Below are 24,751 nucleotides of genomic sequence, written 5' to 3' on the forward strand. Positions count from 1 at the left end.
ACTTCCGTAGTTTTGCGCAAGAACGACGCGTCACGCTGCCCCTACATTCCGTGTCCCGACCTGGCTCATTGTCTTGTGCTGCACCAACAGCCTGGCCGTGGACTAGACCTATAAGCAGACACCATCACAAGAGGAGCGGCGCATGTTCAAGGCCGGTCACGTGCTGGAAGGCGCCTTCGCCAACCAGAAAGCCGCGGAATTCTTTCCCGCCATCAGCGCCAACTACGCCGTTGACGAGGCGCAATATCTCACCGAGCTGCTGCAGCTTGCCGATCCCGGCGAGGCGGGTATTGCCGCCATTCGCGCGCGCGCGCGCAGCCTGATCGAGGCGGTGCGCGGGCGTGACAATGCCGTCGACACCCTCGATGCACTGCTGCGCCAGTACAGCCTGGACACCCAGGAAGGGCTGATGCTGATGTGCCTGGCCGAAGCGCTGCTGCGGGTGCCGGATGCCGCCACGGCTGACGCGCTGATTCGCGACAAGCTCAACGCCGCCGAATGGGAGCGTCACCTCGGCCAGAGCGACAACGTGTTGGTCAACTTCGCCGCCTGGGGGCTGGTGATGACCGGCAAGGTGGTCGATCCGGAAACCGCTGACGGCCGGCCGAAGAACGTCATCGGCCGCCTGCTCAAACGCTCCGGCGAGCCGGTGATCCGCAGCGCGATGAATCAGGCGATGAAGCTGATGGGCAAGCAGTTCGTGCTTGGCCGGACCATCGCCGAAGCGCTGAAGAACGGCCGTCCCGAGCGCGAGAAGGGCTACACCTATTCCTTCGACATGCTCGGTGAGGCGGCACTGACCGCCGAAGACGCCGCCAAGTACATGGCCGACTACCGTCAGGCCGTGGAAACCGTCGGCGCCGAGCCGCAGGTCGGCAAGGGCCCGCGTCCGTCGGTGTCGATCAAGTTGTCGGCGCTGCATCCACGTTACGAAGTCGCCCAGCGCGAACGCGTGCTCACCGAGCTGTTCGCCAGCGTGCGCGAACTGGCCGTGCTGGCGCGTCAGCGCAATGTCGGGATCACCATCGATGCCGAGGAGGCCGACCGCCTCGAGCTGTCGCTGGAACTGTACGAAAAGCTCCTGCGCGACCCGGCCATCGCCGGCTGGGGTGAGTTCGGCCTGGTCATCCAGGCCTACTCCAAGCGCTGCCTGCCGGTGCTGGTCTGGCTGACGCTGCTCGGTCGCGAGCTCGGCGAACGCATTCCGCTGCGGCTGGTGAAGGGCGCCTACTGGGACAGCGAGATCAAGCAGTGCCAAGTCCAGGGCCTGGACGGCTACCCCGTCTATACCCGCAAAGAAGGTACCGATACCTCCTACCTCGCCTGCGCGCGCTACCTGTTGTCCGAACACACCCGTGGGGTGATCTACCCGCAGTTCGCCAGCCACAACGCGCACACCGTCAGCTGCATCCTGGCCATGGCCGAGGAAACCTCGCAGCCGCGCGAGTTCGAGTTCCAGCGCCTGCACGGCATGGGCGATGCCTTGTACGACACGGTGATCGAGAAGTACGCCCGCAACGTACGGATCTACGCCCCGGTCGGCGCCCACAAGGACCTGCTGCCCTATCTGGTGCGGCGCCTGCTGGAGAACGGTGCCAACTCGTCGTTCGTCCACCAGCTGGTCGACCCGCGCGTCCCGGTCGAATCGCTGATCGATCATCCGGTGAGCCAGCTGCGCAAGTTCGCTGCACTGGGCAACCCCCGCATTCCGCTGCCGCCGGCGCTGTTCGGCAATCGCAAGAACTCCCAAGGGATCAACATGAATATCCAGAACCAATGGAACGACCTGGCCAGCGCCTACCAACCTTTCCTCGAGCGCCAGTGGCAGGCTGCGCCGGTCATCAGCGGGCAGAGGCTCGCCGGTACGCCGTCCGAGGTGCGTTGCCCCTATGACCTGGCCAAGGTTGTTGGCCAGGCCCAGTTCGCCAGCGCCGAGCAGGCGCGCCAGGCCGTCGATCGCCTGGCGGCTTACTGGCCGAGCTGGAATGCCACGCCGGTGGAAGCCCGTGCCGCCGTGCTGGAGCGTCTGGGTGATCTGCTGGAGCTGCACCGCGCCGAGCTGATGGCGCTGTGCACCGTGGAAGCCGGCAAGTCGCTGCAGGACGGTATCGACGAAGTACGCGAGGCGGTGGATTTCTGCCGTTACTACGCACAGCAGGCGCGGCAGAAGCTTGGCCGCGAAGAGCTGAAAGGCCCGACCGGCGAGCGCAACGAGCTGTTCCATGAAGGCCGCGGTGTGTTCGTCTGCGTCAGCCCGTGGAATTTCCCGCTGGCGATCTACCTCGGCCAGATCACCGCCGCGCTGGTGGCCGGCAACACCGTGCTGGCCAAGCCGGCCGAGCAGACCAGCCTCATCGCTGCGCGTGCGCTTGAGCTGATGTTCGAAGCCGGTCTGCCGAAGGAGGCGATCGCCTTCCTGCCGGGCGATGGCGCCACCCTGGGCGGCGTGTTCTGTCGCGATCCGCGGGTGGTCGGCGTGTGCTTCACCGGTTCCACCGACACGGCACGCATCATCAATCGCCAGCTGGCCGAGAAGGAAGGGCCGATCGCCACACTGATCGCCGAGACCGGCGGGCAGAACGCGATGATCGTCGACTCCACCGCGCTGCCCGAGCAGGTGATCAAGGATGCCGTCGGTTCCGCCTTCACCAGCGCCGGCCAGCGTTGCTCGGCGTTGCGCGTGCTCTATGTGCAGCGTGATATCGCCGATCGTGTGATCGAGTTGCTCAAGGGCGCCATGGCCGAGCTCAGAGTCGGCCCGACACATCTGCGCGAGAACGACATCGGCCCGGTGATCGACCAGGAAGCTCGCGAAGGCCTGCTAGCGCATATCCAGCAGCTCAAGAGCGAAGGGCGACTGATCGCCGAGGCGACATTGCCGGCTGGTCTGAATGGTCATTTCGTGGCGCCGGTGGCCTTCGAGATCGACGGCATTCATCAGCTCAAGAAGGAGCAGTTCGGCCCGGTGCTGCACGTGGTGCGCTACGACGCGGCGGACCTGGAGAAGGTCGTCGCGGCGATCAACGGCACCGGCTACGGCCTGACCCTCGGCGTACACAGCCGCAACGAGGAAACCGCCGAGCGCATCGAGCAACTGGCGCGGGTCGGCAACCTCTACGTCAATCGCAACCAGATTGGTGCCGTGGTCGGCGTGCAGCCGTTCGGCGGCTGCGGTCTGTCGGGCACCGGTCCGAAGGCGGGCGGCCCCAGCTATGTGCTGCGCTTCGCCAACGAGCGGACCACCTCCACCAACACCACTGCGGTGGGCGGCAACGCCTCGCTGCTTTCGCTCGGAGACGACTGAACGCATTCACGCTGTACCACCGGGTGAATGGCCTTGGTCGTTCACCTGGCGCATCACGCTAAACCTCCCGGCCGCTCTGGCAGCCGGAACACAACAACAATTGGACAGTTGGCGGACGCTCTTCCGCCACTGACGGGCCCGGTTGGGCCTGTCACAGGTGATGGCCTTTTCGCTATCGCCCTCTGCCAAGGTGCCGCGTGGGTCCGCTCGCGTTGTGCCGAACAACAACTAACGAGGGACACACATGAGCATCAGTACACCCACGCTGATCACCTTTCTGATCTACATCGCGGCGATGATCCTGATCGGTTTCGTCGCTTACCGCGCCACCAAGAACTTCGACGACTACATCCTCGGCGGCCGCAGCCTCGGCAGCTTTGTCACTGCGCTGTCGGCTGGTGCCTCGGACATGAGCGGCTGGCTGCTGATGGGCCTGCCCGGTGCGATCTTCGTCGCCGGCCTCTCGGAAAGCTGGATCGCCATCGGCCTGATCGTTGGCGCCTGGTTGAACTGGCTGTTCGTCGCCGGTCGCCTGCGCGTGCACACCGAGCACAACCACAACGCGCTGACGCTGCCGGATTACTTCTCGCATCGCTTCGAGGACGAGAGCCGCATGCTGCGGATCTTCTCCGCGCTGGTGATTCTGGTGTTCTTCACCATCTATTGCGCCTCGGGCGTGGTCGCCGGCGCGCGGCTGTTCGAGAGCAGCTTCGGCGTGCCGTACGAATACGCACTGTGGATCGGTGCCGCGGCGACCATCCTCTATGTGTTCATCGGTGGCTTCCTCGCGGTGAGCTGGACCGACACCGTACAGGCGACGCTGATGATCTTCGCGCTGCTGATCACCCCAGTGTTCGTCATCCTCGCCCTGGGCGACATGGGCGCCGCGATGGACACCATCGCCACGCAGAATCCGGCCGCGTTCGACATGTTCAGCGGGCTTTCCTTCGTCGCGATCATCTCGCTGCTGGCCTGGGGCCTGGGCTACTTCGGCCAGCCGCACATCCTGGTGCGCTTCATGGCCGCCGACTCGATCAAGACCATTCCAAACGCCCGCCGCATCGGCATGGCCTGGATGATCCTGACGCTGGCCGGTGCCGTGGCGGTGGGCTTCTTCGGTATCGCCTACTTCGCCGGACACCCGGAACTGGCCGGGCCGGTTAGCCAGAATGGTGAGCGTGTTTTCCTCGAGTTGGTGAAGATCCTGTTCAACCCGTGGGTCGCCGGCATCATCCTCTCCGGCGTCCTCGCTGCCGTGATGAGTACCCTCAGTGCGCAGCTGCTGGTCAGCTCCAGCGCCCTGACCCAGGACTTCTACAAGGCCATGCTGCGCAAGAGCGCCTCGCAGACCGAGCTGGTCTGGGTCGGCCGGGCGATGGTGCTGCTGATCGCGCTGGTCGCCATCGGCATCGCCTCCAACCCCGACAGCAAGGTGCTGGGTCTGGTGTCCTACGCCTGGGCCGGTTTCGGCGCGGCGTTCGGTCCGGTAGTGCTGATCTCGCTGCTGTGGAAGCGCATGACCCGCAACGGCGCGCTGGCCGGCATGCTGGTCGGCGCCGTCACGGTGGTGGTGTGGAAAGAGTTCATCGGCCTGGGTCTGTACGAAATCATCCCGGGCTTCATCCTCGCCAGCATCGCCATCTATGTGGTGAGCAAGATGGGCGCCGAGCCGGCCCCGAGCATCGTCAAGCGCTTCGAGGAAGCCGACGCGGATTATCACGCCGGCTAGGACCAGTGTCGGAGTGTCGCCCCGGCTCGAAAGCTGAATTCGAAGCGGGGCGCACTTCCAAAGGCTGCAGAGGATTTTGCTGCGATCACCTACAAAAAACCCCGGCTAGCCGGGGTTTTGCATTTCTGCCGCAGATTCAGTCGTCCGCAACCAGATTGGATCGGTCATCCACCGCGCCCGCGGCGATCAGATGTTCGGCTTCGTCTTCCGGCACATGGATGCTGGTGCCGTCGATGTTCATCACTGACATGCGTGCCTGGGGATCGGTGGTGATGCGCACGTCCATCAGGGCGCTGCGGTGCGTGTTGCCGTTGATGACCACGGCGCAGGTGCCGGTGGTGGTGTCGATGTCTACGGTCATGATCTCTCTCCCGAAGCGGTGCAAAAGCCGCGCGCGGTTCGCCCGGCGTTTCCATGTCGACCACAAACAGGGTGCATCCGTTGTGCCTGTTACTGGAAAAACAGGCTTAAACGTTATGATATAACATGTTAGATTCTCGCCCCGCGAAGCTGGCATCGCTACCGGATGCCGGCGTACAGCCGTCTTCGGTTGCCTCGGAAGGCAACCGCCACTGTCTGGAGAGTCACATGAAACTTAAGCGTCATCCCCTGGCCTGGGCGATCAGCCTGGCTCTGGTTCCGGCTGCCTGGGCCGCCGAGCCGGTCGAACTGCAATCCGTCGTGGTCAGCGCCAGCGGCCTGGCCAAGCAGAGCCATGAGATGACCACGCCGGCTGCCGTGATGGAGGGCGATGAACTGGTGCTGCGTCGCGAGGCGACGCTGGGTGAAACGCTGGAAAGCCAGCCTGGCGTACGCTCCAGCAGCTTTGGCGCCGGTGCGGCGCGCCCGGTTATTCGCGGGTTGGATGGCGCACGGGTCAAGGTGCTGAGCGATGGCGTCGAACTGCTCGACGCTTCGACCATCAGCCCCGACCACGCGGTGACCAGCGAGCCGTTGCTGGCCGAGCGCATCGAGGTGCTCAAGGGCCCGGCGACCCTGCTCTACGGTGGCGGCGCCATCGGCGGCGTAGTCAACGTGATCGACAAGAAGATCCCCACCCACGTGCCGGAGAAGGGCTACGAAGGCGAGCTGGAGCTACGCACCAACAGCGTCGCCAACGAAGGTGCCGGGGTGTTCGGTATCACTGCCGGCAGCGGCAACTTCGCCGTCCGCGCCGAGGGCACCAAGCGCCAGGCCGACCCCTATGAAATCCCCGGTTCGCCGGACAAGCAGGAAGGTTCCTACAACGACACCGACAGCTTCAACCTGGGCGCCAGCTTCATCGGCGAGCGCGGCTACATCGGCGCCGCCTACGGTGAGCAGAACAACCGCTACGGGTTGCTGGCCCATGAGCACGCCGATTGCCACACCCACGGCAGCGACTGGCACTGCGGCGGCCATGATGATCACGACGATGACGACGACCATGATCATGACGAACATGGCAGCGTGCCTTATGTCGACATGCGCCACAAGCGCTGGGATCTGCGCGGCGAGCTGAGCGATCCGCTGCCGGGCTTCGAACTGGCGCGGCTGCGTGTCGGCCACAGCGACTATCAGCACAAGGAGATCGAAGGCGGGGAAGTGGGCACCCGTTTCAACAACGATGCCACCGATGCCCGCCTGGAGCTGACCCATCAGCCGCTGTTCGGCTGGCGCGGTGTGGTCGGCGCGCAGACCCTGCGGCGCGACTTCGAAGCCCTCGGCGAAGAGGCCTACGTGCCGCAGACCCTGACCCGCAACCACGGCTTGTTCCTGCTCGAGGAATACACTGCCGGCGCCTGGCGCTACGAACTCGGCCTGCGCCACGAATGGCAGGACATCGATGCCGATGGCCGCCCGGATACCGATCACAGCGGCACCTCGATGTCCGCCGGTACGGTCTGGACCTTCGCTCCGCAGTACTCGTTGGGCTTCTCGCTGACGCGCTCGCAACGCCTGCCCAGTGCCGAGGAGCTCTACGCCAACGGCCCGCATGCCGCGACCCGCACCGTTGAGTTGGGCAATGTCGACCTGGAAGAGGAAACCTCACACAACGCCGAGATCACCCTGCGCAAGTTCGCCGGCCGCACGACCTTCAGCCTGAGCGTTTTCCGCAACGAGGTGGATGACTTCATCTATGCCGCCGACACCGGCAACGACATCGGCGGCGGCTACCGCGAGATCGAATACCGCCAGCAGTACGCCGTGCTCACCGGGGCGGAAGGGGAGGTGCGCTTCCAGGCCACCGACGCCACCGCGTTCACTCTGTTCGGCGACCACGTGCGCGGCAAGTTGCGCGACGGCGGCGGCGATCTGCCGCGCATTCCGGCCGATCGCCTGGGTGTGCGACTGGACCAGGGCTTCACCCCGGCACTCAACGGCCAACTGGAGTTCTATCGGGTGCAGCGCCAGGACGAACTGGCCGACTACGAAAGCGAAACCGGTGGCTACAACATGCTCGGTGCCAGCCTCGGCTACAGTGGCTCGCTGAGTCAGACCGACTACCTGCTCTATCTCAAGGCCAACAACCTGCTGAACGAAAAGGCCCGTCAGCACACTTCGTTCATCAAGGATGAGGTGTTGTTGCCCGGTCGCAACCTGACCGTAGGCGTGCGCCTGGCGTTCTGATCGCGCAGCGTTCGCGTAGAAAGGGCTGGCACCGGTTGCCGGCCTTTTTTGTTTGGCGCGGCGTCTAGGTGCCTGCAAAACCCGGTAGTCACGCGCAGCCACGCGGACGACGCGCTATCCTTGCGCTCCTCGATGACTTCGCTGCCGGACTCGGCGGGCGTAGCGTCAAGGACACACAAGGAAAACAAGTCCCATGAACGTCAGCACACCCACTCTGATCACTTTCGTGGTCTACATCGCCGCGATGATCCTGATCGGTTTCATCGCCTACCGTGCCACCAAGAACTTCTCCGACTACATCCTCGGCGGGCGCAGCCTCGGCAGCTTCGTCACGGCGCTGTCGGCCGGTGCCTCCGACATGAGCGGCTGGCTGCTGATGGGCCTGCCTGGCGCGATCTTCGTCGCCGGCCTGTCGGAAAGCTGGATCGCCATCGGCCTGATCATCGGCGCCTGGCTGAACTGGCTGTTCGTCGCCGGTCGCCTGCGCGTGCACACCGAGCACAACCACAACGCGCTGACCCTGCCGGACTATTTCTCGCACCGCTTCGAGGACGAGAGCCGCATGCTGCGGATCTTCTCCGCGCTGGTGATTCTGGTGTTCTTCACCATCTACTGCGCCTCGGGCGTCGTCGCCGGCGCGCGGCTGTTCGAGTCCACCTTTGGCATGCCCTACGAGTACGCGCTGTGGGTCGGCGCGGCGGCGACCATCCTCTATGTGTTCATCGGCGGCTTCCTGGCGGTGAGCTGGACCGACACCGTGCAGGCCACGCTGATGATCTTCGCGCTGCTGATCACGCCGGTGTTCGTCATCCTCGCCCTCGGTGACATGGGCACCGTGATGGCCACCATCGAAGCGCAGAACCCGGCCAACTTCGACATGTTCCGCGGGCTGTCCTTCGTCGCGATCATTTCGCTGCTGGCCTGGGGGCTGGGCTATTTCGGCCAGCCGCACATCCTGGTGCGCTTCATGGCCGCCGACTCGATCAAGACCATCCCCAACGCCCGCCGCATCGGCATGACCTGGATGATCCTGACCCTGGCCGGCGCCGTCGCGGTGGGCTTCCTCGGCATCGCCTACTTTGCCGACCACCCGGAGCAGGCCGGTGCGGTGAGCCAGAACGGCGAGCGGGTGTTCATGGAACTGGTGAAGATCCTGTTCAACCCCTGGGTCGCCGGCATCATCCTCTCCGGCGTCCTTGCGGCGGTGATGAGTACTCTCAGTGCGCAGCTCCTGGTCAGCTCCAGCGCGCTGACCCAAGACTTCTACAAGGCGATGCTGCGCAAGAATGCCTCGCAGACCGAACTGGTCTGGGTCGGTCGCGGCATGGTGCTGTTGATCGCGCTGATCGCCATCGGCATCGCTTCAAATCCCGACAGCAAGGTGCTCGGTCTGGTGTCTTACGCCTGGGCTGGCTTCGGCGCGGCGTTCGGCCCGGTGGTATTGATCTCGCTGCTGTGGAAGCGCATGACGCGCAACGGCGCGCTGGCCGGCATGCTGGTGGGGGCGGTCACCGTGGTGGTGTGGAAGGAGTTCATCGGTCTGGGGCTGTACGAAATCATCCCGGGCTTCATCCTCGCCAGTATTGCCATCGTGGTGGTGAGCAAGCTGGGCGCCGAGCCGGCAGCCAGCATCGTCAAGCGCTTCGAGGAAGCGGACGCGGATTACCACGCCGGTTGATGACCGGAGTGGGCGCGCGCTCGAGGTGGGCTGAAGCCCACCTACAAAAAGCGGCCGTGCACAACCGCCATGCGACCCCTGGTAGGGTGGGCTTCAGCCCACCGCTACGGTCGATCCAATTCAAGGTGTAAGGATCCAGCCCGGCCCACCGGCAATCCACTCAATCCATGACCTCGGACAAATCGATCCGCCGCCAGCGCGCTTCGGCGAAGCTGTAGAGGGCGAAGGCCAGCAGGCCGACGCCGATTGCCAGCAGCAGCACGCCACCGGCGGGCATGCCCTGCAGTGCTTCCAGCGCTTCCTTGAGGCCCGGCGGGTCGGTCGGTTCGTAGCGGCTGCCGCCCATGAACAGCAGGCCGGCGATGATTAGGAAGGCGCAGCCACGTGCAGCCAGGCCGATACGCGAGACAGGCCGAACCAGGCGCATGGTGCCCGCGTCACACTGGAAGTAGCGCTCGAAATGCGCGCGCCAGGCTTTGATCAGATGGGCGATGCCGACGCCGAGCGGGATCAGCGCGATCGCCCAGATCAACCAGTGTGAGTGTTCCAGGCCCAGCAGGCGCATCAGGCTGTCGGTGCTGCCACTCCCTGAACCACCACCGCCATCGGTGAAACGGTCCAGACCACTCACCAGCAGACTCAGGGTGAACAGCGCAAGCAACAGGTTCACCACGCCGCTGCCGACTAGGCCGGCGCGTACCAGCAGGCCCTTGGCATCGTGACCGTGTCGATCGGTATCGCCAATGCCCTGGGTCAGGCGCCAAGCCACATGCGCCAGCAGGCCGATCACCACCAGCCAGAGCAGCACCGCGCCGAAGGGTTGCCCGAGCAGTTGTTGTACTGCGCCGCGGGTATCCACGGTGTCGCCCGCGCCCAGCGCCGCCATGAGCGCAAAAAAACCGACGATCACGTAGACCACGCCACGCGCGGCGTAACCGCTGCGTGCCAGCCAGACCACTCCGCGGGTCACGTCCATCCAGTGTCCTCCGTTGTGTCATGAGTGTGGTGCCGTATGAGGCGGCCTGGTCAGTAGACGCCGGGGCGCCGGCTCGGTTCGACCGTTGCTACACTCACATGGCTGGCGATAATCGGCCTGCATGTCGATAATCGCCCATCCACTACATGCCTAGGGTTCACGCCAATGACCGACGATCAGCGTGCTCATTCTCCGTCGATGGCACCGCCCATCGTCGCTTCGCCAGCCAAACGCATCGAAGCGCTGACCGGCGATCCGAACTTCATGACGTCGCTGGCCCGCGGTCTGGCAGTGATCCACGCCTTTCAGGAACGCAAGCGTCATCTGACCATCGCGCAGATCAGCCATCGCACCGAAATCCCCCGCGCCGCCGTGCGCCGCTGCCTGCATACGCTGATAAAACTCGGCTACGTCACCACCGACGGGCGCACCTATTCGCTGCTGCCCAAGGTACTGACACTGGGCCACGCCTATCTGTCGTCCACGCCGCTGGCCGTGACTGCCCAGCCGATCCTCGACCGTCTCAGCGAACAGCTCCATGAAGCCTGTTCGATGGCGACCCTGGAAGGTGACGAGGTGCTCTATGTGGCGCGCTCGGCGACGCCGCAGCGGCTGATCTCAGTGGACCTTTCGGTAGGTAGCCGGCTGCCCGCGTACTGCACCTCCATGGGCCGCATCCTGCTGGCGGCACTGGATGATGCGGCGTTGGACGAGTATCTCGACCGTGCCGATTTGCAGATCAAGACGAGCCGCACCTTGCACACCCCCGAAGCGCTGCGCGAGAGCATCAAGGAGATTCGCCGGCAGGGCTGGGTCATCATCGACCAGGAACTGGAAGTAGGGCTGCGCTCCTTGGCGGTGCCGCTCAAGGATTCCGCCGGGCAGGTGCTCGCAGCGCTCAATGTCGGCACCCACGCCGGTCGCGTATCCCGTCAGGAGCTGGAGACCCGTTTCCTGCCAGTGCTGCTGGAGGCCAGCCGGGAACTCAGTACCCGCCTATTCCACTGACTGGTTGTGGCAGGCTTCGGTGCCCGCCATGCACGCGCATTGGGTGCAAACCGCGTTTCGTAAGTTGTTCGGTAATCGAACGATATGTCGATTATCGGATTGTGACGCCTTGCCGTGGTCGTTAATGTTTTCGTCAACGCGCACGTTTGCGCACCGAAGACTAGAGACCGACTCATGGCTGAACTTCTCACACTTCGCGAAGCCGTCGAGCGCTTCGTTCATGACGGCGACACGGTCGCCCTGGAAGGCTTTACCCACCTCATTCCGACCGCCGCGGCTCACGAGATCGTGCGTCAGGGGCGCAAGGACCTGACCCTGGTGCGGATGACACCGGACTTGGTCTACGACCTGCTGATCGGCGCCGGCTGCGCGAAGAAGCTGATCTTCTCCTGGGGCGGCAACCCCGGCGTCGGCTCGCTGCACCGCCTGCGTGATGCGGTGGAGAAGGGCTGGCCGCAGGCGCTGGAGATCGAGGAACACAGCCACGCCGATCTCGCCAACGCCTATGTGGCCGGTGCGTCCGGCCTGCCGTTCGCCGTGCTGCGTGCCTACGCCGGCTCCGATCTGCCGAAGGTCAACCCGCTGATCAAGTCGGTTACCTGTCCTTTCACCGGTGAGGTGCTGGCGGCCGTGCCGAGCGTGCGCCCGGATGTCACCGTGATCCACGCGCAGAAGGCCGACCGCAAGGGCAATGTGCTGATCCAGGGCATTCTTGGGGTGCAGAAGGAAGCCGCGCTGGCAGCCAAACGTTGCATCGTTACCGTCGAGGAGATCGTCGACGAGTTGAACGCGCCGATGAACGCCTGCGTGCTGCCGACCTGGGCGCTGACTGCGGTCTGCCTGGTGCCGGGCGGCGCGCATCCTTCCTACGCGCACGGTTACTACGAGCGGGACAACCGCTTCTACCAGGCCTGGGACCCGATCGCCCGCGACCGCGAGGCGTTCACTACCTGGATCGATACCTATATTCGCGGCACCGAAGACTTCGCCGCCTTCCAGCGCAAGCTGGCCCAGCAGCAGGAGGCCAACTGATGAGCGCCTACAGCACCAATGAAATGATGACCGTCGCCGCGGCCCGCCGCCTCGGTAATGGCAGTGTCTGCTTCGTCGGCATCGGCCTGCCGTCCAAGGCTGCCAACCTGGCCCGCCTGACCCATGCGCCGGAGGTTGTGTTGATCTACGAATCCGGCCCGATCGGCGCCAAGCCTTCGGTGCTGCCGCTGTCCATCGGTGACGGCGAGCTGGCCGAGACCGCCGACACCGTGGTACCGACTGGCGAGATCTTTCGCTACTGGTTGCAGGGTGGGCGTATCGACGTTGGCTTCCTCGGCGCGGCGCAGGTGGACAAGTACGGCAATATCAACACCACGGTGATCGGCGACTACCACCAGCCGAAAGTGCGCCTGCCAGGTGCCGGCGGCGCGCCGGAGATTGCTGGCAGCGCCAAGGAAGTGCTGATCATCCTCAAACAGTCGCATCGCACCTTCGTCGACAGGCTTGCCTTCATCACTTCCGTTGGTTTCGGCGAGGGCGGTGAACATCGCAAGCAGCTGGGCCTGCCCGGCAAGGGCCCTGTGGCGATCATCACCGACCTGTGCATCATGGAGCCGGAAGCCGGCACCAATGAGTTCATCGTCACTGCGCTGCACCCGGGCGTGACCCGCGAGCAGGTGGTGGAGAACACCGGCTGGGCGATCCGCTTCGCCGAAACGCTCGGTACTACCGAAGCGCCTAGCGCCGAGGAACTGGAAGCGTTGCGCGCCCTGGAAGCCCGCACAGCCGCTGCCCACGGCCAGCAAGGAGGAGAGGAATGAGTCGCGACGTATTCATCTGTGATGCCGTACGCACCCCCATCGGCCGCTTCGGCGGCGCGCTGGCTGGCGTGCGGGCTGACGACCTGGCGGCGATTCCGCTCAAGGCGCTACTCGAACGCAACCCTGGGCTCGATCCAGCGGCGGTCGAAGAGGTGTTCATGGGCAGCGCCAACCAGGCCGGCGAGGATAACCGCAATGTCGCGCGCATGGCCGCGCTGCTCGCCGGGCTGCCGGAGACAGTGCCGGGCGTGACCCTCAACCGTCTCTGCGCATCGGGCATGGACGCGGTGGGCACTGCCTTCCGCGCCATCGCCAGCGGTGAGCTGGAGTTGGCCATTGCCGGCGGCGTCGAGTCGATGTCCCGCGCGCCCTATGTGATGGGCAAGGCCGACACGGCGTTCGGCCGCACCCAGAAGATCGAGGACACCACCATCGGTTGGCGTTTCATCAATCCGAAAATGAAGGAGCTGTACGGCGTCGACGCGATGCCGCAGACCGCCGACAACGTCGCCGACGAGTGGCAGATCAACCGCGAGGATCAGGACGCCTTCGCCCTGCGCAGCCAGCAGCGCACCGCCGCCGCCCAGCAGGCCGGCTTCTTCGCCGAGGAAATCGTCCCGGTGGTGATCAAGGGCAAGAAGGGCGAAACGATCGTCGATACTGACGAGCACCCGCGTGCCGACACCACCGCTGAAGCGCTGGCCAAGCTCAAGCCGGTCAACGGCCCGGACAAGACCGTCACCGCCGGCAACGCCTCGGGTGTCAACGACGGCGCGGCGGCGATGATCCTCGCCAGCGCCGAGGCGGTGCAGAAGTACGGCCTCAAGCCGCGCGCCCGGGTGCTCGGCATGGCCAGTGCCGGCGTCGCTCCGCGCATAATGGGTTACGGCCCGGTACCGGCGGTGAAGAAGCTGTGCGAGCGGCTGAAGCTGGCGGTCAGTGACTTCGCCGTCATCGAACTGAACGAAGCCTTCGCCGCCCAAGGGCTGGCGGTGACCCGCGACCTCGGCCTGGCCGACGACGATGCCCGCGTAAACCCCAACGGCGGCGCCATCGCCCTCGGCCATCCGCTAGGCATGAGCGGCGCGCGCCTGGTGCTGACTACGGTCCATCAGCTGGAGAAGTCCGGCGGTAAGCTCGGCCTGGCAACCATGTGCGTTGGCGTTGGACAGGGGTTGGCGCTGGTGGTCGAAAGGGTATGACCACTGTGGTGAACCCGCTGACGTGGTTGTTCACCCTATGAAGACGCAGGCGCCGTAGCGTGGAAAACGGTGGAGCCTAGCCCACGTTGCGGTGACGAAGGACAGTGCCGACGTGGTTCCGCCCGGTGATGTGCAGGCGCTGAGCTTTGCATGTCGGGGCTTAAGGAGCCACCGGCAACGAACAACGATTCCGGAAAGCCTTCTGCAGGTAGGGCTTGGCCGGGCACTGAACGAGTGAGAACGAGCATGCCGATCGTAAAGCTGGCTGACGCCAGCCTGAAATACCGTTTCGATGGTCCGGAAGGCGCGCCGGTGCTGGTGCTGTCCAACTCCCTGGGCACGGATCTTCATATGTGGGACGACCAGGTCCCGGCATTTGCCGAGCACTTTCACGTGCTGCGCTACGATACGCGCGGCCACGGCGATTCGAGTGTCACCGAGGGGCCCTACAGTATCGAACAGCTGGGAGCGGACGTGCTGGCCCTGCTCGATGCGCTAGGTATCGAGCGCTTTTCCTTCTGCGGCCTATCCATGGGCGGACTGATCGGTCAGTGGCTTGGAATCCATGCCGGCGACCGCCTGCAACGGCTGGTTCTGTGCAATACCGGAGCAAAGATCGGTACCGACGAAGTATGGAACACCCGCATCAATAGCGTTCTGGCTGGCCGTGAGCAGGCCATGCGGGACATGCGGGATGCATCCATTGCCCGCTGGTTCACGGCTGGCTTCGCCGAGGCGAACCCGGCGGCTGTGGCACGCATCACCGAGATGATCGCCAGCACCTCACCAGACGGCTACGCCGCCAACTGTGCGGCTGTTCGCGATGCCGACTATCGCACGCAGCTGGGCGCGATCAAGGCCCCAACCTTGGTTGTTTGTGGCGCCAAGGACCCGGTGACAACTGTCGAGCATGGCCAATTCATCCAGGCCAATATCCCCGCCGCCGAACTGGTTGCCTTCGAAGCAGCTCATCTGGCCAACGTAGAGGCGGGCGACGCGTTCACGCAGCGAGTGCTGACGTTTCTGCGCGGCTGAGAGCAATGGTGGTTTGTCGACAAAGGCATGAAACCTGGCAGAAGGCGAACCATCAGCAGGTTGCTCGGCCGCAAATGAAAGGCCCCGCGCGTAAGCAGGGCCTTAAAGATTGGAGCGGGCGAAGGGAACAGCTCCCGGTCGCTAACTCGTTTATTGCGAACGTCTTTTCCGATCCAAGCGTCACGGAATGGACTCGATTGTGGACTCAAGTCTTCGGCCTGGTCAACACAGGCCGTTGCGAGTGATCCAAAGCGAACCAAGCACATCTACCAACAGCCAGAGCAGCGGATTTCATCCGGAAGTTTATCTGTCTACTGACACATCACGCCACAGGTCGCAACGGACAGGTGAGCTATGTCTTCAAAGGATTGGCTCATCGTCGACCGGCGCGGCCCCGTCCTTCACCCGCTCGATGAAGCGCTTCATGGGCTCCGAGGGTTCGCCCTGGCGGCGCAGCAGGTAGGTAGAGAGCATCGGTGGGGTGCCGGCTAAGGGACGAATGGAGATGTCCGGGCGCTGTAGCGTCTGCACTTGCGAGGCGATGGCGAAGCCGATGCCGTAGCCGGCGCCGACCAGAGTCAGCATCACGCCTAGGCTGGTCACTTCATCGACCAGCTTGAGTGGCGCGCCCGCGTCCTGCAGCATCGCTTGAATCTGATGGCGGCAGCCCGATCCCGATTCGGGATGGCACAGAACCAGCGGGAACTTCAGGGCTTCGGCCAGCGGCACCTGCACGTGTGCCAGCAAGGGATGGCGTGCGGGCAGGATCACCGACAGCGGGTCGGTCCACACTGGCTCGGCGACGAGGCCATCATGCACCGCGTTTGACAACGCAAAGCCGATGTCCAGCAGATCGTTGTGCAGCACCTTGAGCTGCTGTGCGAACGGCAGCTCGACGACGCGAATCTCCAGCTCGGGCTCATCCTCGCGGCTGCGTGCCAGCAAGGTGGCGATGCGGGGTTGCGCTAGGCTGTCGCAGATGGCGATGCGCAGATAACCCTGGTAGCCCTGCGCCGCCGCCTTGGCGCTTTTGACTGCCTGCTCGACGGTGGCCTGCACGCGCCGGCATTCGCCGAGGAACACCTGGCCGGCCCAGGTCAGCCGCGTCAGGCGTGTGCTGCGGTCGAACAACTGCACGCCAAGCTGGTTTTCCAGGTCGCGCATCGCACGCGACACAGGCGATTGCTCGATGCCCAGGCGCTCTGCTGCACGGGCCAGATGCAGTTCTTCTGCAACTGCAACGAAGTAACGCAGCAATCTGAAATCCAAGGCCGCCTCCTGTCCGTCTTCTTCTGGTTCGGCCTATCCGGCGCCATCACCTCCATCCGCATCCCGTCAGCACCCCCTTTGATGGCATCGCGTCAAAGCCTCATGCCCGCTCGGAACAGGCAGCGCACAGCCCGGGCAGTGAACGCTGATGGTCAGTGCCTGCTGATGCCAGGGCGGGCAGCCCGGCGACGTGGCACAGGTGTTCCTGCAAACCGGGGTCCACGAAGACGATGCTTGTGCGCAACGCTGGCAAGCCAGCCGGCGCGCCCACGCACCAGTTCCGGCAGTCCGACAAGACCGGATAGACCGCCCTAGCAACTGCATGGCTGGATGCTCAGGCACGCTGCAAGAGTTCGTCCGGCACTCGATACACCGTGCCGATGCCGACACGCGCACCCCACTCGATCAGTGTCCGAATGACATCTTCCGCCGCCATTGGCGCCTGAGCTCTTTCGAGCACCTGCATGATACAGATACGTTTCACCGTCGGGCACCGCGCGCAGGCGCTCACGCTTGCTGAAGTCCGCGCTCAGTGCCGCCGACGACGACACGCCGACGTCTGGGCGGGCGTGCCGATGCAGTTTCATGGGGGCCTTCGAATAACCGGCCTCGCCTGGACACTCGCCGTCTCGTGCCGGCGACAGAAGGCCGGATGGCGGCGACTGGAGAGCCTCTGTGACAGGCATCGCCACCGGGAGAAGCACTCATGCGGTTCCCTACAGTCAGAGGAATGGACTCCATTTTCTGGGGAAGCTACATGAAGTTACGCCATCTTCGCTGTTTCATCGCCGTGGCTGAGGAGTTGCACTTTGGCCGGGCGGCGCGGCGGCTGCATGTGGAGCAGTCGCCCCTGTCGCGCACGATTCGCCAACTGGAGGCGGACCTGGGCGTGACGCTGCTGGAGCGCACGCCGCGCGGCGTGCGCCTGACCCCGGCCGGGCAGGTGTTCCTGGAGGAGGCCCGGCGCGTGCTGCTGACCCTTGAGCAAGCCCAGACCAAGGCGCGGGCGGTGGCGGCGGGACACCGGGGCACCCTGCGCATTGCCTTAGCCGGCGGCGTCGCGCGGACCCGGCTGTCGGCGCTGCTCGCGCTGTGCCGGGAGGAGGCGCCGGAAGTGGGCATCCGGCTGTTCGAGGCACCGCTGTCGCAGGTGGTGGGCGGGCTGGGCAACGACCTGTACGACGCGGCGTTTGCGATGGCCGGCGAGATGGAGGCCGGGGTGGTCGCCACGCCGGTGTGGCAAGACCCGCTGGTGGTAGCCATACCCGCGCGGCATCCCTTGCTGGCACACAAGCGGGTGCCGCTGGAAGAAGTGATGGGCTACCCGCTGGTGCTGTGCCACCCGCAGGCGTGTGAGGCGTGCAGCCGGCAATGCGAACGCCTGCTGCGCCTGGTGGAGACACCGCCGGTCGTGGCCGAGTACGTGACGACCCACTCGCTGATGCTGGCCCTGGTGGCGGCCGGCTATGGCGTGGGATTTTCCAGCGCGGCGCACGTGGTGGCATGCCGGCAGACGGACGTGATCGTCCGGCCGCTGGATGAAGACTCGGCGGCGCTGACGACCTACCTGCTACATCCCGAGGGCGCGATGTCGGAGCCGCTGCGCCACTTCATCGACCGTGCGCAGCGTGTCGGCCATATGCCGTTGGATACGCAACGGCTCGCATGAGGCTGCTTCAGGCAGGGTTGCCCGGTTCCATTTTGGTCAAAGCGCCAGACCTGTTTTGTCATAGCGGGATTCCATTGACGCAGTGCGCGGGCGCGCTGCATTCAGGCGTTGCTCGCGCTTGCGGTTGGCATCCTGCGATGCAATCCGCATGCCCATCGTGAGCGTCACAGCGATGACGCCCAGCGCAACAGTGCTTGCCGTATGCGCATCGGCTCTGGCGTGTTGAGCTGATCGCGCTTTACTGGGCCTTCTTCCCTGCAAAGACTTTGGCCTGGTTATCCGGGTCAAGCATGGCGCCCATCTCGCAACGGAACCGGCGGCATCTCCGATGCCACGGTCTTTGCCGCTTCGCCACCTGCTCGTTTCGCCCGGAGATTCTTGGACAGCCACGCACGCCGCCTGTACGGCGGGTGTGCGTGCGTGGACTCGGTGCGATGACGAATGGAGGCGCGCGATATGCCGAAGTCGAGCAGCCTGGCCGATGGCGCCAAGACCTACTACCGCCCGATCGAGGCGGCAATCCGCTGGAGTGGATTGCTGCGCTTTGAGCGACGCATCCTGGCGACCTTGGGACGGCGGCCTCTGCCGGAGGCAACGGAGTTTCCGCGCTGGCCGATGCTGCGATTGAACGCCGAAAGGATCTTCGATGCGCTGGCTCACGGCGAGATGCCGTATGGCAAAGAGGGCCTGATGCGGGATACGCAGGGGCTGGCGATGGACGACCCGACGCTGACGGTGCGGCACATCGGTCTGAAAGCCTGGATGGCACACTACTACCCCGGCGAGAAACCGGCGTTTCTGTTCGATGAGATCGAGCGTGCGCTTCACCCGGCGATCAGCCTAGAGACGGTGGGCGCATTGCTGGCCGAGCGGGAAGCGATCAAGGCGCGGCTGGCGGAACACCTGAGCGTGCACGAGACACTGCGCGCCGAGCACGAGGCGCTGCTGAAGACGCACGCCGCCTGCGCGGCCGACGCGGAGCGTGCAAACATGCCGGGGCCGCGCAGCGAATCGACCTACCTGAACATCGTTGGCGGGTTACTGACGCTGCTGCTGGGCAAGTCGCCCAGCGGCATGCCGTATTCCAGCTTCCTGACGCAGGAGGCCATCATCAGCGCGATGGTGGCGCACCACGGCAACGCGACGGGCATCACCGAGCGCACCCTGCAGGCCAAGTTCGCACTGGCTCGGCGCAATCTGCAGAGCACAACTTCCTGAGCGATGCCAGACCGTATCTGCGGTCGCGGATACCGCATTTGCGGTGTCTTTCCTCAACGCGGCGTTCTTAATTCGAGTCACGCCAATCAGCGCCACCGAGCGTTAAGGAGTGACCCTCATGTCTTCGCAGATCACCGCCCCGGAGGCACCAACCGAACATCGCATCCTGCGCCGCGCCGAGGTCGAAGCCAAGACCGGCTTCAAGCGCGCGCACATCTACAGCCTGATGAAGGAAGGCAAGTTCCCCAGGGCGCTGCGCCTGGGCGTGCGCGCGGTGGGCTGGGACTCGGTGGAGATCGAACAGTGGATCGCTGATCGCCTCAAAGAACGCGCCTGACGCTTCTTCTCTGTTCATGCCATTCGACGAGGAGAAGCTTATGCAGGTGGTGTCCATCATTTCGACCAAGGGCGGCGTGGGCAAGACCACGACGGCGGCCAACCTGGGCGGCTTCATCGCCGACGCCGGGCTGCGTGTGCTGCTGCTGGATCTGGACGTGCAGCCCACGCTGTCGAGCTACTTCACGCTGGACGTGCGCGCGCCCGGCGGCATCTACGAGATGCTGGCCTTCAACGAGCGGCGCATCGAGCAACTGGTGTCGCGCACCGCGATCGCGGGCCTGGACCTGGTGCTCTCCAACGACGATCGCGGCGAGCTGAACACGCTGCTGCTGCACGCACCGGATGGGCGCCTGCGACTGCGCCATTTGCTGCCCGTCTTCCGCACGCACTATGACTTGCTGCTGATCGACACCCAGGGCGCGCGCAGCGTGCTGCTGGAGATGGCGGTGCTGGCGTCCGACCGGGCGCTGTCGCCGGTGACGCCGGAGATCCTCGCGGCGCGCGAGCTGCGGCGCGGCACGCTGCAACTGATCGAGGACATCGCGCCGTATCGGCACCTGGGCATCGAGCCACCGCCGCTGCGCCTGCTCATCAACCGCGTGCATCCGGTGTCGTCGAACGCGCGGCTGGTCCAGCAGGCGCTGCGACAGGTGTTCCAGGAACAGGCCGGCGTGCAGGTGCTGGACACCAACGTGCCGGCCATCGAAGCCTATCCGCGTGCTGCGACACGAGGATTGCCGGTGCATCGGGTGGAGTACCGGCAGCCGGCTGGGCGCACGGCGCCCGCGGCGCTGGACACCATGCGCACGCTGGCCGGCGAGCTGTTCCCCGCGTGGCGGGAGCACTTCGCGCTGGTCACCGGCCGGGCCGATGCGGGAGGGGCCGGCCATGGCGAGCGCGCATGAACTGGCGCGCGGCCGCGAACGGCTGCGAGCGCTGATCGAGTTCGCGCTGGGCGAAGGCTGGCGCGTGGTGCGCACGTCGGGCGGGCACCTGAAATTCACGAAACAAGGCTGCGCGTCGATCTACACCAGCTCGACTGCGAGCGACCACCATGCCGACCGCAATGCCCGCTCGCAGCTTCGCCGCGCCGACCGGCAGGCGCAGGAGAACGGCCGTGGCTGAGCTGACGCCGCAGGACATGGCTGCCAAGCTGCTGGCCACCGGCTTCGAGCGCAGCGGCCCTTCGACCGCGACCTCGAGCGACCCCATCGCCGACACGCCGATGGTGGTGACGCTGGATCAACTGCGGCCCTACGACCACGATCCGCGCGTGACGCGCAATCCGGCCTACGACGAGATCAAGGCGTCCATCCGCGAACGCGGGCTGGACGCGCCCCCCGCGATCACGCGCAGGCCGGGCGAGGCGCACTACATCATTCGCAACGGCGGCAACACGCGGCTGGCGATCCTGCGCGAGTTGTGGAGCGAGACCAAGGAGGAACGCTTCTTCCGCATTGCGTGCCTGTTCCGCCCATGGCCGGCGCGCGGCGAGATCGTGGCGCTGACCGGGCACCTGGCCGAGAACGAGCTGCGCGGCGGGCTGACCTTCATCGAACGCGCCCTGGGCATCGAGACGGCGCGCGAGTTCTATGAGCAGGAAACCGGCCAGGCGCTGTCACAGAGCGAACTCGCGCGGCGCCTGACGGCCGACGGCTATCCGGTGCCGCAGTCGCACATCAGCCGCATGAACGATGCGGTGCGCTACCTGCTGCCGGCGATACCGACGCTGCTCTACGGCGGGCTGGGCCGGCACCAGGTGGAGCGGCTCGCAGTGCTGCGCAAGGCGTGCGAGCGCACCTGGGAACGGTGGGTGCTGGGCCGAGCGCTGGCCGTGGACTTCGCTTCGCTGTTTCAGGATGTGTTGTCGCAGTTCGACACGCAGCCGGCGGGCTTCTCGCCCCAGCGCGTGCAGGACGAGCTGGTGGGCCAGATGGCCGAGCTGCTGGAAGTGGACTACGACACGCTGGCATTGGAAGTCGACGACAGCGAAAGCCGTCAGCGAGTATTGACCAGCGAGCCGGCCGCGCCGAACCCTGCAACGCCTGTCGCACCTGCGGCGCCAGCCGTCACGCCGCCACGGCCGCCAGCGGCGCCAATGCCACGGGACACCCCGTCGGCAGCGCCACCGGCACAGACACCCTCGGCGCCACCTGCCGCTGCACCAAACGACCAGGACGGGCAGCCCGACGAGCGCCTGCAGGGGCACATCGTGACGCCGGCCCCGACCACCGAGCGCCTGCAGTCCATCCAGCGCCTGATCGCGGACCAGCTCGGCGACAGGCTGCCCGACTTCGAGGCCGATGCGCTGCGCGCGATCCCGGTGCAGGCCGGCGGGCTCTATCCCATCTCGGATGTCTGGTACATCGAGCCCGGCCTCGACGTTCCGGATCGCCTGCGCGTGCATATCGCGCAGTTCGCTCGCGAGATCGCCGAGGAGGCGGCGGTGGCCGACCACATCGAAGCCAGCGACGGCGGCATCGGCTTCGTCTGCCTGGCGCCGGCCGTGCGCCAGGCGAAGGCGCTACCGGCGTTCGCGCGCGCGGTGCTGACCCTGCTGTACGCGCTGAGCGTCGCACCGGCACTCGCGACCGGGCTGGATCGCGCGCGGCTGGCCGATGACCTTGGGCCGCTGCTGCATGGTCACGGCGGCTTTGGCGCGCGCCTGAGCGATGCCGGGCTGGTGAAGCTGTTCCGTCTGCTGCGCCTGGCGCGCCGGCTGCTGGATCTGGAAGCCGGCGACCCGCGCCACGAGTCCTGAGCACGCAGGAGGCTCCCATGTCGGCACCGCACCCGCTCAACCAGGCCGTCATCGCCCAGGCGCTGCATGACCTGCGCAACGGTCAACTGCGCCGCTGCAAGGCGATGGGCTTCGGCGAGGAGGAGCTGGATGCGCTGAAGCATCCCGAACTCGTGAGCATGCTGGTCAATGCCACGGTGTCGTGGTGTTCGGTGTCGGTCAACCGCGAGGTGTTGAAGCGATTGCTGAGCCAGGTGCATGACGTGGAGCGGGAGATCGCCACCGTCGACCGCATGTTGCGGCTGGGTGCGAGCACGGAGATGGTCAGCACGTTCTACGGCCTCACGCACCAGGAAGTGGCGCTGCGCCGGGACATCCTCGGGCTGCCCAAGCGCAAGGGCCGGCATCCGGTGCTGAACGAGGCGCAGGACGTGGCCTTGTGGGAGCACTGGAAGGCCGCCGTCACCGAGCGCGACATCGCACTGACCGACGACATGGCGATGCTGGCGCTGACCATGGACCTGGCCGAGGCGCTGAGCCTGCCGATGTCGGTGGTGTGGGCGGCGATACGGAACTGGATCGACCAGGGGCTGGCATAGCCGTGACCACGGGCGGCGCACCACCGCGCGATGGTCCCGCTGCGCTGTCGGCGTTGTTCGACGAGGCCCTGCAGCATCTGCAGCCAGCGCAGGGAACGGCGCCGGTTGCCGACGGGTTCCTCTACAGCGGCAACCGCCACGAGAGTGTGCCGCGCCGGCTGTTTCTCGACCGGCGCCTGACGCCGCTGGAGCGAAACGCCTGGCAGGTGTTTCGCCTGCAGCTCAACGACGACGGTGTGACGGCGTTTCCCACCTACGACCAGCTCCGCCCCTACCTGGCCTCAATGCCCTGCGCGGCGCAGGCATCGCACGAGACCGTGGCGCGCGCCCTGACGCTGCTGCGGCTGACGCGCTGGCTGAGCCTGGTGCGACGACGGCGCGACCCGAAGAGCGGCCGCATCCAGGGCAACCTCTACGTTCTGCACGACGAGCCGCTGTCGCCCTTCGAGGCGATGCAGCTCGATGCCGACTACCTCGGCCTAGTCAGCCAAGCGCTGACCCATGCCGCCAGGGCGGTGCAGATCGTGGGCATGAACACGCTCAAGGAGATCGCCGAAGACCCGCTGCTCAGCGGGCGTACGCTGGCGACCCGCCTGCAGGTGCTGGCACAGCGCATGGCCCGGCATGACGGGGCAACGGAAAGTTATCCACAGGAGAACGCCGACCACGGATCCGAAGACGACCAGGAAGCCTCACTTCGGAATGTCGGCCGCCCGTCTTCGGAATCCGAAGCAAGGCTGAAACCCGCGCCGGACGGCTCACTTCGGAATACGAAGGAGGACCGTACTGAAGTACTGAGTAAACGTATAAAAGAAGTGCGTACAGTACCGCGCGCGAGGGCCTTGCAGAACTTGCGGCTGCCCGAACGCTTTCTGCACCTGAAGGACGAGCAGCAGGCCGGCGCGCTGGTGGCGCTGCAGCAGGTGGACGAGGGGCAGCGGCAGGCCGTTCTCGACGAGTGGGCGGCACGCTGTGGCGGCAGCACGGTGCGCAACCCGGCTGGCTATCTGTTCGGCATCATCCAGAAGGCGATCCGCGGAGAGTTCAAGGCCTGGGCCGGAGAAAGCGCATCGGCGCCGCCAGCGCCCCCGCCACCTGCGCCATCGTCACCGCCGGCATCCCGTGCCGCTGACCTCGAGGTGGCACGTGCCTACCTGGCTCAGCTCCGAGAAGCCTTGCGTGATCGCTGATGTTGACTATCCCCAGGGGATAGCTGGAACACGGAGCCTTACGGCAGGGGTGGGGCCGATCCGACCTCGGCCGGCAGGCGGCTTGGAACTGTGCGCGAAGCCGGTACGTCCCGCTTTTCCGCCACCAACGTCGCCGATGCCCTGGGCTTGCAATACCAAGACTTGGCCACGCTGGCCGGCGTGCACCGCAACACACTGCGCACTCATCCCGAGTCCCCGCGGCTGCAGGCCGCGCTGCGTGACCTCATGCGAGTGCTGTCGGCCGCCGCGGCAGTGCAGCCGGATACCGCGCGTGCGTTTTTCATGGTCAAGAACGAGCCCATTGCGGCGTTCCGCCACAAGACCCTGCTGCAGTTGGTGCAGGAAGGACG

Annotated in this window: 21 protein-coding genes; 17 read left to right on the forward strand and 4 right to left on the reverse strand. The window is 65.5% G+C overall.

Going from position 1 to position 24,751, the window contains the following annotated elements; genetic code table 11:
• The first annotated feature begins 142 nt into the window (after positions 1 to 142).
• Together putA and putP (OUY36_RS06005) are read left to right on the forward strand one after the other, a co-directional pair.
• Positions 143 to 3,304, forward strand: a complete 3,162-nt coding sequence (putA, locus tag OUY36_RS06000) for a bifunctional proline dehydrogenase/L-glutamate gamma-semialdehyde dehydrogenase PutA (RefSeq protein WP_267937163.1) — start codon at positions 143 to 145, stop codon at positions 3,302 to 3,304.
• A 244-nt stretch (positions 3,305 to 3,548) separates the two neighbouring features.
• Complete coding sequence (gene putP, locus OUY36_RS06005; RefSeq protein ID WP_044315210.1) at positions 3,549 to 5,033, forward strand: sodium/proline symporter PutP; 1,485 nt, start codon at positions 3,549 to 3,551, stop codon at positions 5,031 to 5,033.
• A 136-nt stretch (positions 5,034 to 5,169) separates the two neighbouring features.
• Here the strand turns inward: putP (OUY36_RS06005) and OUY36_RS06010 are convergent, their stop codons facing one another.
• Positions 5,170 to 5,394: a DUF3203 family protein gene (locus tag OUY36_RS06010; protein ID WP_014819536.1), complete on the reverse strand. Its 225-nt coding sequence runs from the start codon at positions 5,392 to 5,394 to the stop codon at positions 5,170 to 5,172.
• A gap of 227 nt (positions 5,395 to 5,621) precedes the next feature.
• Between OUY36_RS06010 and OUY36_RS06015 the strand changes: the two genes are divergently transcribed.
• Both OUY36_RS06015 and putP (OUY36_RS06020) read left to right on the forward strand, forming a co-directional pair.
• Positions 5,622 to 7,643: a TonB-dependent receptor gene (locus tag OUY36_RS06015; RefSeq protein ID WP_267937164.1), complete on the forward strand. Its 2,022-nt coding sequence runs from the start codon at positions 5,622 to 5,624 to the stop codon at positions 7,641 to 7,643.
• A 193-nt stretch (positions 7,644 to 7,836) separates the two neighbouring features.
• A complete protein-coding gene (gene putP / locus OUY36_RS06020) occupies positions 7,837 to 9,321 on the forward strand; it encodes a sodium/proline symporter PutP (protein ID WP_063541177.1) in 1,485 nt (494 codons plus the stop codon).
• A 160-nt stretch (positions 9,322 to 9,481) separates the two neighbouring features.
• Here putP (OUY36_RS06020) and OUY36_RS06025 read toward each other — a convergent pair whose 3' ends face one another.
• Complete coding sequence (locus OUY36_RS06025) at positions 9,482 to 10,297, reverse strand: DUF1206 domain-containing protein (RefSeq protein WP_267937166.1); 816 nt, start codon at positions 10,295 to 10,297, stop codon at positions 9,482 to 9,484.
• A 165-nt stretch (positions 10,298 to 10,462) separates the two neighbouring features.
• On the opposite strand from OUY36_RS06025, the gene OUY36_RS06030 reads away from it, so the two are divergent.
• From OUY36_RS06030 to pcaD, 5 genes are all read left to right on the forward strand, one after another.
• Positions 10,463 to 11,305, forward strand: a complete 843-nt coding sequence (locus OUY36_RS06030) for an IclR family transcriptional regulator domain-containing protein (protein ID WP_200594525.1) — start codon at positions 10,463 to 10,465, stop codon at positions 11,303 to 11,305.
• Positions 11,306 to 11,479: 174 nt separating this feature from the next.
• Positions 11,480 to 12,337 (forward strand): CoA transferase subunit A, encoded by an 858-nt coding sequence (locus tag OUY36_RS06035; RefSeq protein ID WP_133456053.1) that lies wholly within the window; start codon positions 11,480 to 11,482, stop codon positions 12,335 to 12,337.
• Entirely contained in the window at positions 12,337 to 13,119 is a 783-nt protein-coding gene (locus OUY36_RS06040) for a CoA-transferase subunit beta (protein ID WP_267937167.1), read from the forward strand. Before OUY36_RS06035 ends, OUY36_RS06040 begins: the two co-directional genes overlap by 1 nt.
• Positions 13,116 to 14,321 (forward strand): 3-oxoadipyl-CoA thiolase, encoded by a 1,206-nt coding sequence (gene pcaF, locus OUY36_RS06045; RefSeq protein ID WP_267937168.1) that lies wholly within the window; start codon positions 13,116 to 13,118, stop codon positions 14,319 to 14,321. Before OUY36_RS06040 ends, pcaF begins: the two co-directional genes overlap by 4 nt.
• Before the next feature lie 246 nt (positions 14,322 to 14,567).
• Complete coding sequence (gene pcaD, locus OUY36_RS06050; protein WP_230725402.1) at positions 14,568 to 15,356, forward strand: 3-oxoadipate enol-lactonase; 789 nt, start codon at positions 14,568 to 14,570, stop codon at positions 15,354 to 15,356.
• A gap of 360 nt (positions 15,357 to 15,716) precedes the next feature.
• Here the strand turns inward: pcaD and OUY36_RS06055 are convergent, their stop codons facing one another.
• Positions 15,717 to 16,625 carry a LysR family transcriptional regulator gene (locus tag OUY36_RS06055; RefSeq protein ID WP_267937170.1) on the reverse strand — a complete coding sequence of 303 codons (909 nt, stop codon included), beginning with the start codon at positions 16,623 to 16,625 and terminating at the stop codon, positions 15,717 to 15,719.
• 334 nt (positions 16,626 to 16,959) lie between these two features.
• Complete coding sequence (locus OUY36_RS06060; RefSeq protein WP_267937171.1) at positions 16,960 to 17,109, reverse strand: hypothetical protein; 150 nt, start codon at positions 17,107 to 17,109, stop codon at positions 16,960 to 16,962.
• A gap of 273 nt (positions 17,110 to 17,382) precedes the next feature.
• Here OUY36_RS06060 and OUY36_RS06065 point away from each other — a divergent pair, with 273 nt between their 5' ends.
• The 8 genes from OUY36_RS06065 to OUY36_RS06100 all read left to right on the forward strand — a co-directional run bounded on the left by OUY36_RS06065 (position 17,383) and on the right by OUY36_RS06100 (position 24,380).
• Positions 17,383 to 18,294: a LysR family transcriptional regulator gene (locus OUY36_RS06065; RefSeq protein ID WP_267937172.1), complete on the forward strand. Its 912-nt coding sequence runs from the start codon at positions 17,383 to 17,385 to the stop codon at positions 18,292 to 18,294.
• Between the two features lie 456 nt (positions 18,295 to 18,750).
• The gene (locus tag OUY36_RS06070; RefSeq protein ID WP_267938100.1) at positions 18,751 to 19,512 is read left to right on the forward strand and encodes an ATP-binding protein; all 762 of its coding nucleotides are present in this window, start codon (positions 18,751 to 18,753) and stop codon (positions 19,510 to 19,512) included.
• 118 nt (positions 19,513 to 19,630) lie between these two features.
• Positions 19,631 to 19,849: an AlpA family transcriptional regulator gene (locus tag OUY36_RS06075; RefSeq protein WP_267937173.1), complete on the forward strand. Its 219-nt coding sequence runs from the start codon at positions 19,631 to 19,633 to the stop codon at positions 19,847 to 19,849.
• 40 nt (positions 19,850 to 19,889) lie between these two features.
• Complete coding sequence (locus tag OUY36_RS06080) at positions 19,890 to 20,756, forward strand: ParA family protein (RefSeq protein WP_267937175.1); 867 nt, start codon at positions 19,890 to 19,892, stop codon at positions 20,754 to 20,756.
• A complete protein-coding gene (locus tag OUY36_RS06085; RefSeq protein ID WP_267937178.1) occupies positions 20,740 to 20,976 on the forward strand; it encodes a type II toxin-antitoxin system HicA family toxin in 237 nt (78 codons plus the stop codon). Before OUY36_RS06080 ends, OUY36_RS06085 begins: the two co-directional genes overlap by 17 nt.
• Positions 20,969 to 22,612 (forward strand): ParB family protein, encoded by a 1,644-nt coding sequence (locus OUY36_RS06090; RefSeq protein WP_267937180.1) that lies wholly within the window; start codon positions 20,969 to 20,971, stop codon positions 22,610 to 22,612. The genes OUY36_RS06085 and OUY36_RS06090 overlap by 8 nt, the downstream gene beginning before the upstream one ends.
• A gap of 17 nt (positions 22,613 to 22,629) precedes the next feature.
• The gene (locus OUY36_RS06095; RefSeq protein ID WP_267937182.1) at positions 22,630 to 23,190 is read left to right on the forward strand and encodes a DUF2857 domain-containing protein; all 561 of its coding nucleotides are present in this window, start codon (positions 22,630 to 22,632) and stop codon (positions 23,188 to 23,190) included.
• Positions 23,191 to 23,192: 2 nt separating this feature from the next.
• A complete protein-coding gene (locus OUY36_RS06100; protein ID WP_267938102.1) occupies positions 23,193 to 24,380 on the forward strand; it encodes an STY4528 family pathogenicity island replication protein in 1,188 nt (395 codons plus the stop codon).
• Positions 24,381 to 24,751: the final 371 nt, after the last annotated feature.

This window comes from Stutzerimonas sp. R40042, from assembly GCF_026642215.1.
In the GTDB taxonomy this organism is placed as follows: Bacteria; Pseudomonadota; Gammaproteobacteria; order Pseudomonadales; family Pseudomonadaceae; genus Stutzerimonas; species Stutzerimonas frequens.

Excerpts from the sequence above, each read along its gene's own strand:
- putA (WP_267937163.1), top strand. The coding sequence starts at position 143 with ATGTTCAAGGCCGGTCACGTGCTGGAAGGCGCCTTCGCCAACCAGAAA.
- putP (WP_044315210.1), top strand. The coding sequence starts at position 3,549 with ATGAGCATCAGTACACCCACGCTGATCACCTTTCTGATCTACATCGCG.
- OUY36_RS06010 (WP_014819536.1), bottom strand. The coding sequence starts at position 5,394 with ATGACCGTAGACATCGACACCACCACCGGCACCTGCGCCGTGGTCATC.
- OUY36_RS06015 (WP_267937164.1), top strand. The coding sequence starts at position 5,622 with ATGAAACTTAAGCGTCATCCCCTGGCCTGGGCGATCAGCCTGGCTCTG.
- putP (WP_063541177.1), top strand. The coding sequence starts at position 7,837 with ATGAACGTCAGCACACCCACTCTGATCACTTTCGTGGTCTACATCGCC.
- OUY36_RS06025 (WP_267937166.1), bottom strand. The coding sequence starts at position 10,297 with ATGGACGTGACCCGCGGAGTGGTCTGGCTGGCACGCAGCGGTTACGCC.
- OUY36_RS06030 (WP_200594525.1), top strand. The coding sequence starts at position 10,463 with ATGACCGACGATCAGCGTGCTCATTCTCCGTCGATGGCACCGCCCATC.
- OUY36_RS06035 (WP_133456053.1), top strand. The coding sequence starts at position 11,480 with ATGGCTGAACTTCTCACACTTCGCGAAGCCGTCGAGCGCTTCGTTCAT.
- OUY36_RS06040 (WP_267937167.1), top strand. The coding sequence starts at position 12,337 with ATGAGCGCCTACAGCACCAATGAAATGATGACCGTCGCCGCGGCCCGC.
- pcaF (WP_267937168.1), top strand. The coding sequence starts at position 13,116 with ATGAGTCGCGACGTATTCATCTGTGATGCCGTACGCACCCCCATCGGC.
- pcaD (WP_230725402.1), top strand. The coding sequence starts at position 14,568 with ATGCCGATCGTAAAGCTGGCTGACGCCAGCCTGAAATACCGTTTCGAT.
- OUY36_RS06065 (WP_267937172.1), top strand. The coding sequence starts at position 17,383 with ATGAAGTTACGCCATCTTCGCTGTTTCATCGCCGTGGCTGAGGAGTTG.
- OUY36_RS06070 (WP_267938100.1), top strand. The coding sequence starts at position 18,751 with ATGCCGAAGTCGAGCAGCCTGGCCGATGGCGCCAAGACCTACTACCGC.
- OUY36_RS06075 (WP_267937173.1), top strand. The coding sequence starts at position 19,631 with ATGTCTTCGCAGATCACCGCCCCGGAGGCACCAACCGAACATCGCATC.
- OUY36_RS06080 (WP_267937175.1), top strand. The coding sequence starts at position 19,890 with ATGCAGGTGGTGTCCATCATTTCGACCAAGGGCGGCGTGGGCAAGACC.
- OUY36_RS06085 (WP_267937178.1), top strand. The coding sequence starts at position 20,740 with ATGGCGAGCGCGCATGAACTGGCGCGCGGCCGCGAACGGCTGCGAGCG.
- OUY36_RS06095 (WP_267937182.1), top strand. The coding sequence starts at position 22,630 with ATGTCGGCACCGCACCCGCTCAACCAGGCCGTCATCGCCCAGGCGCTG.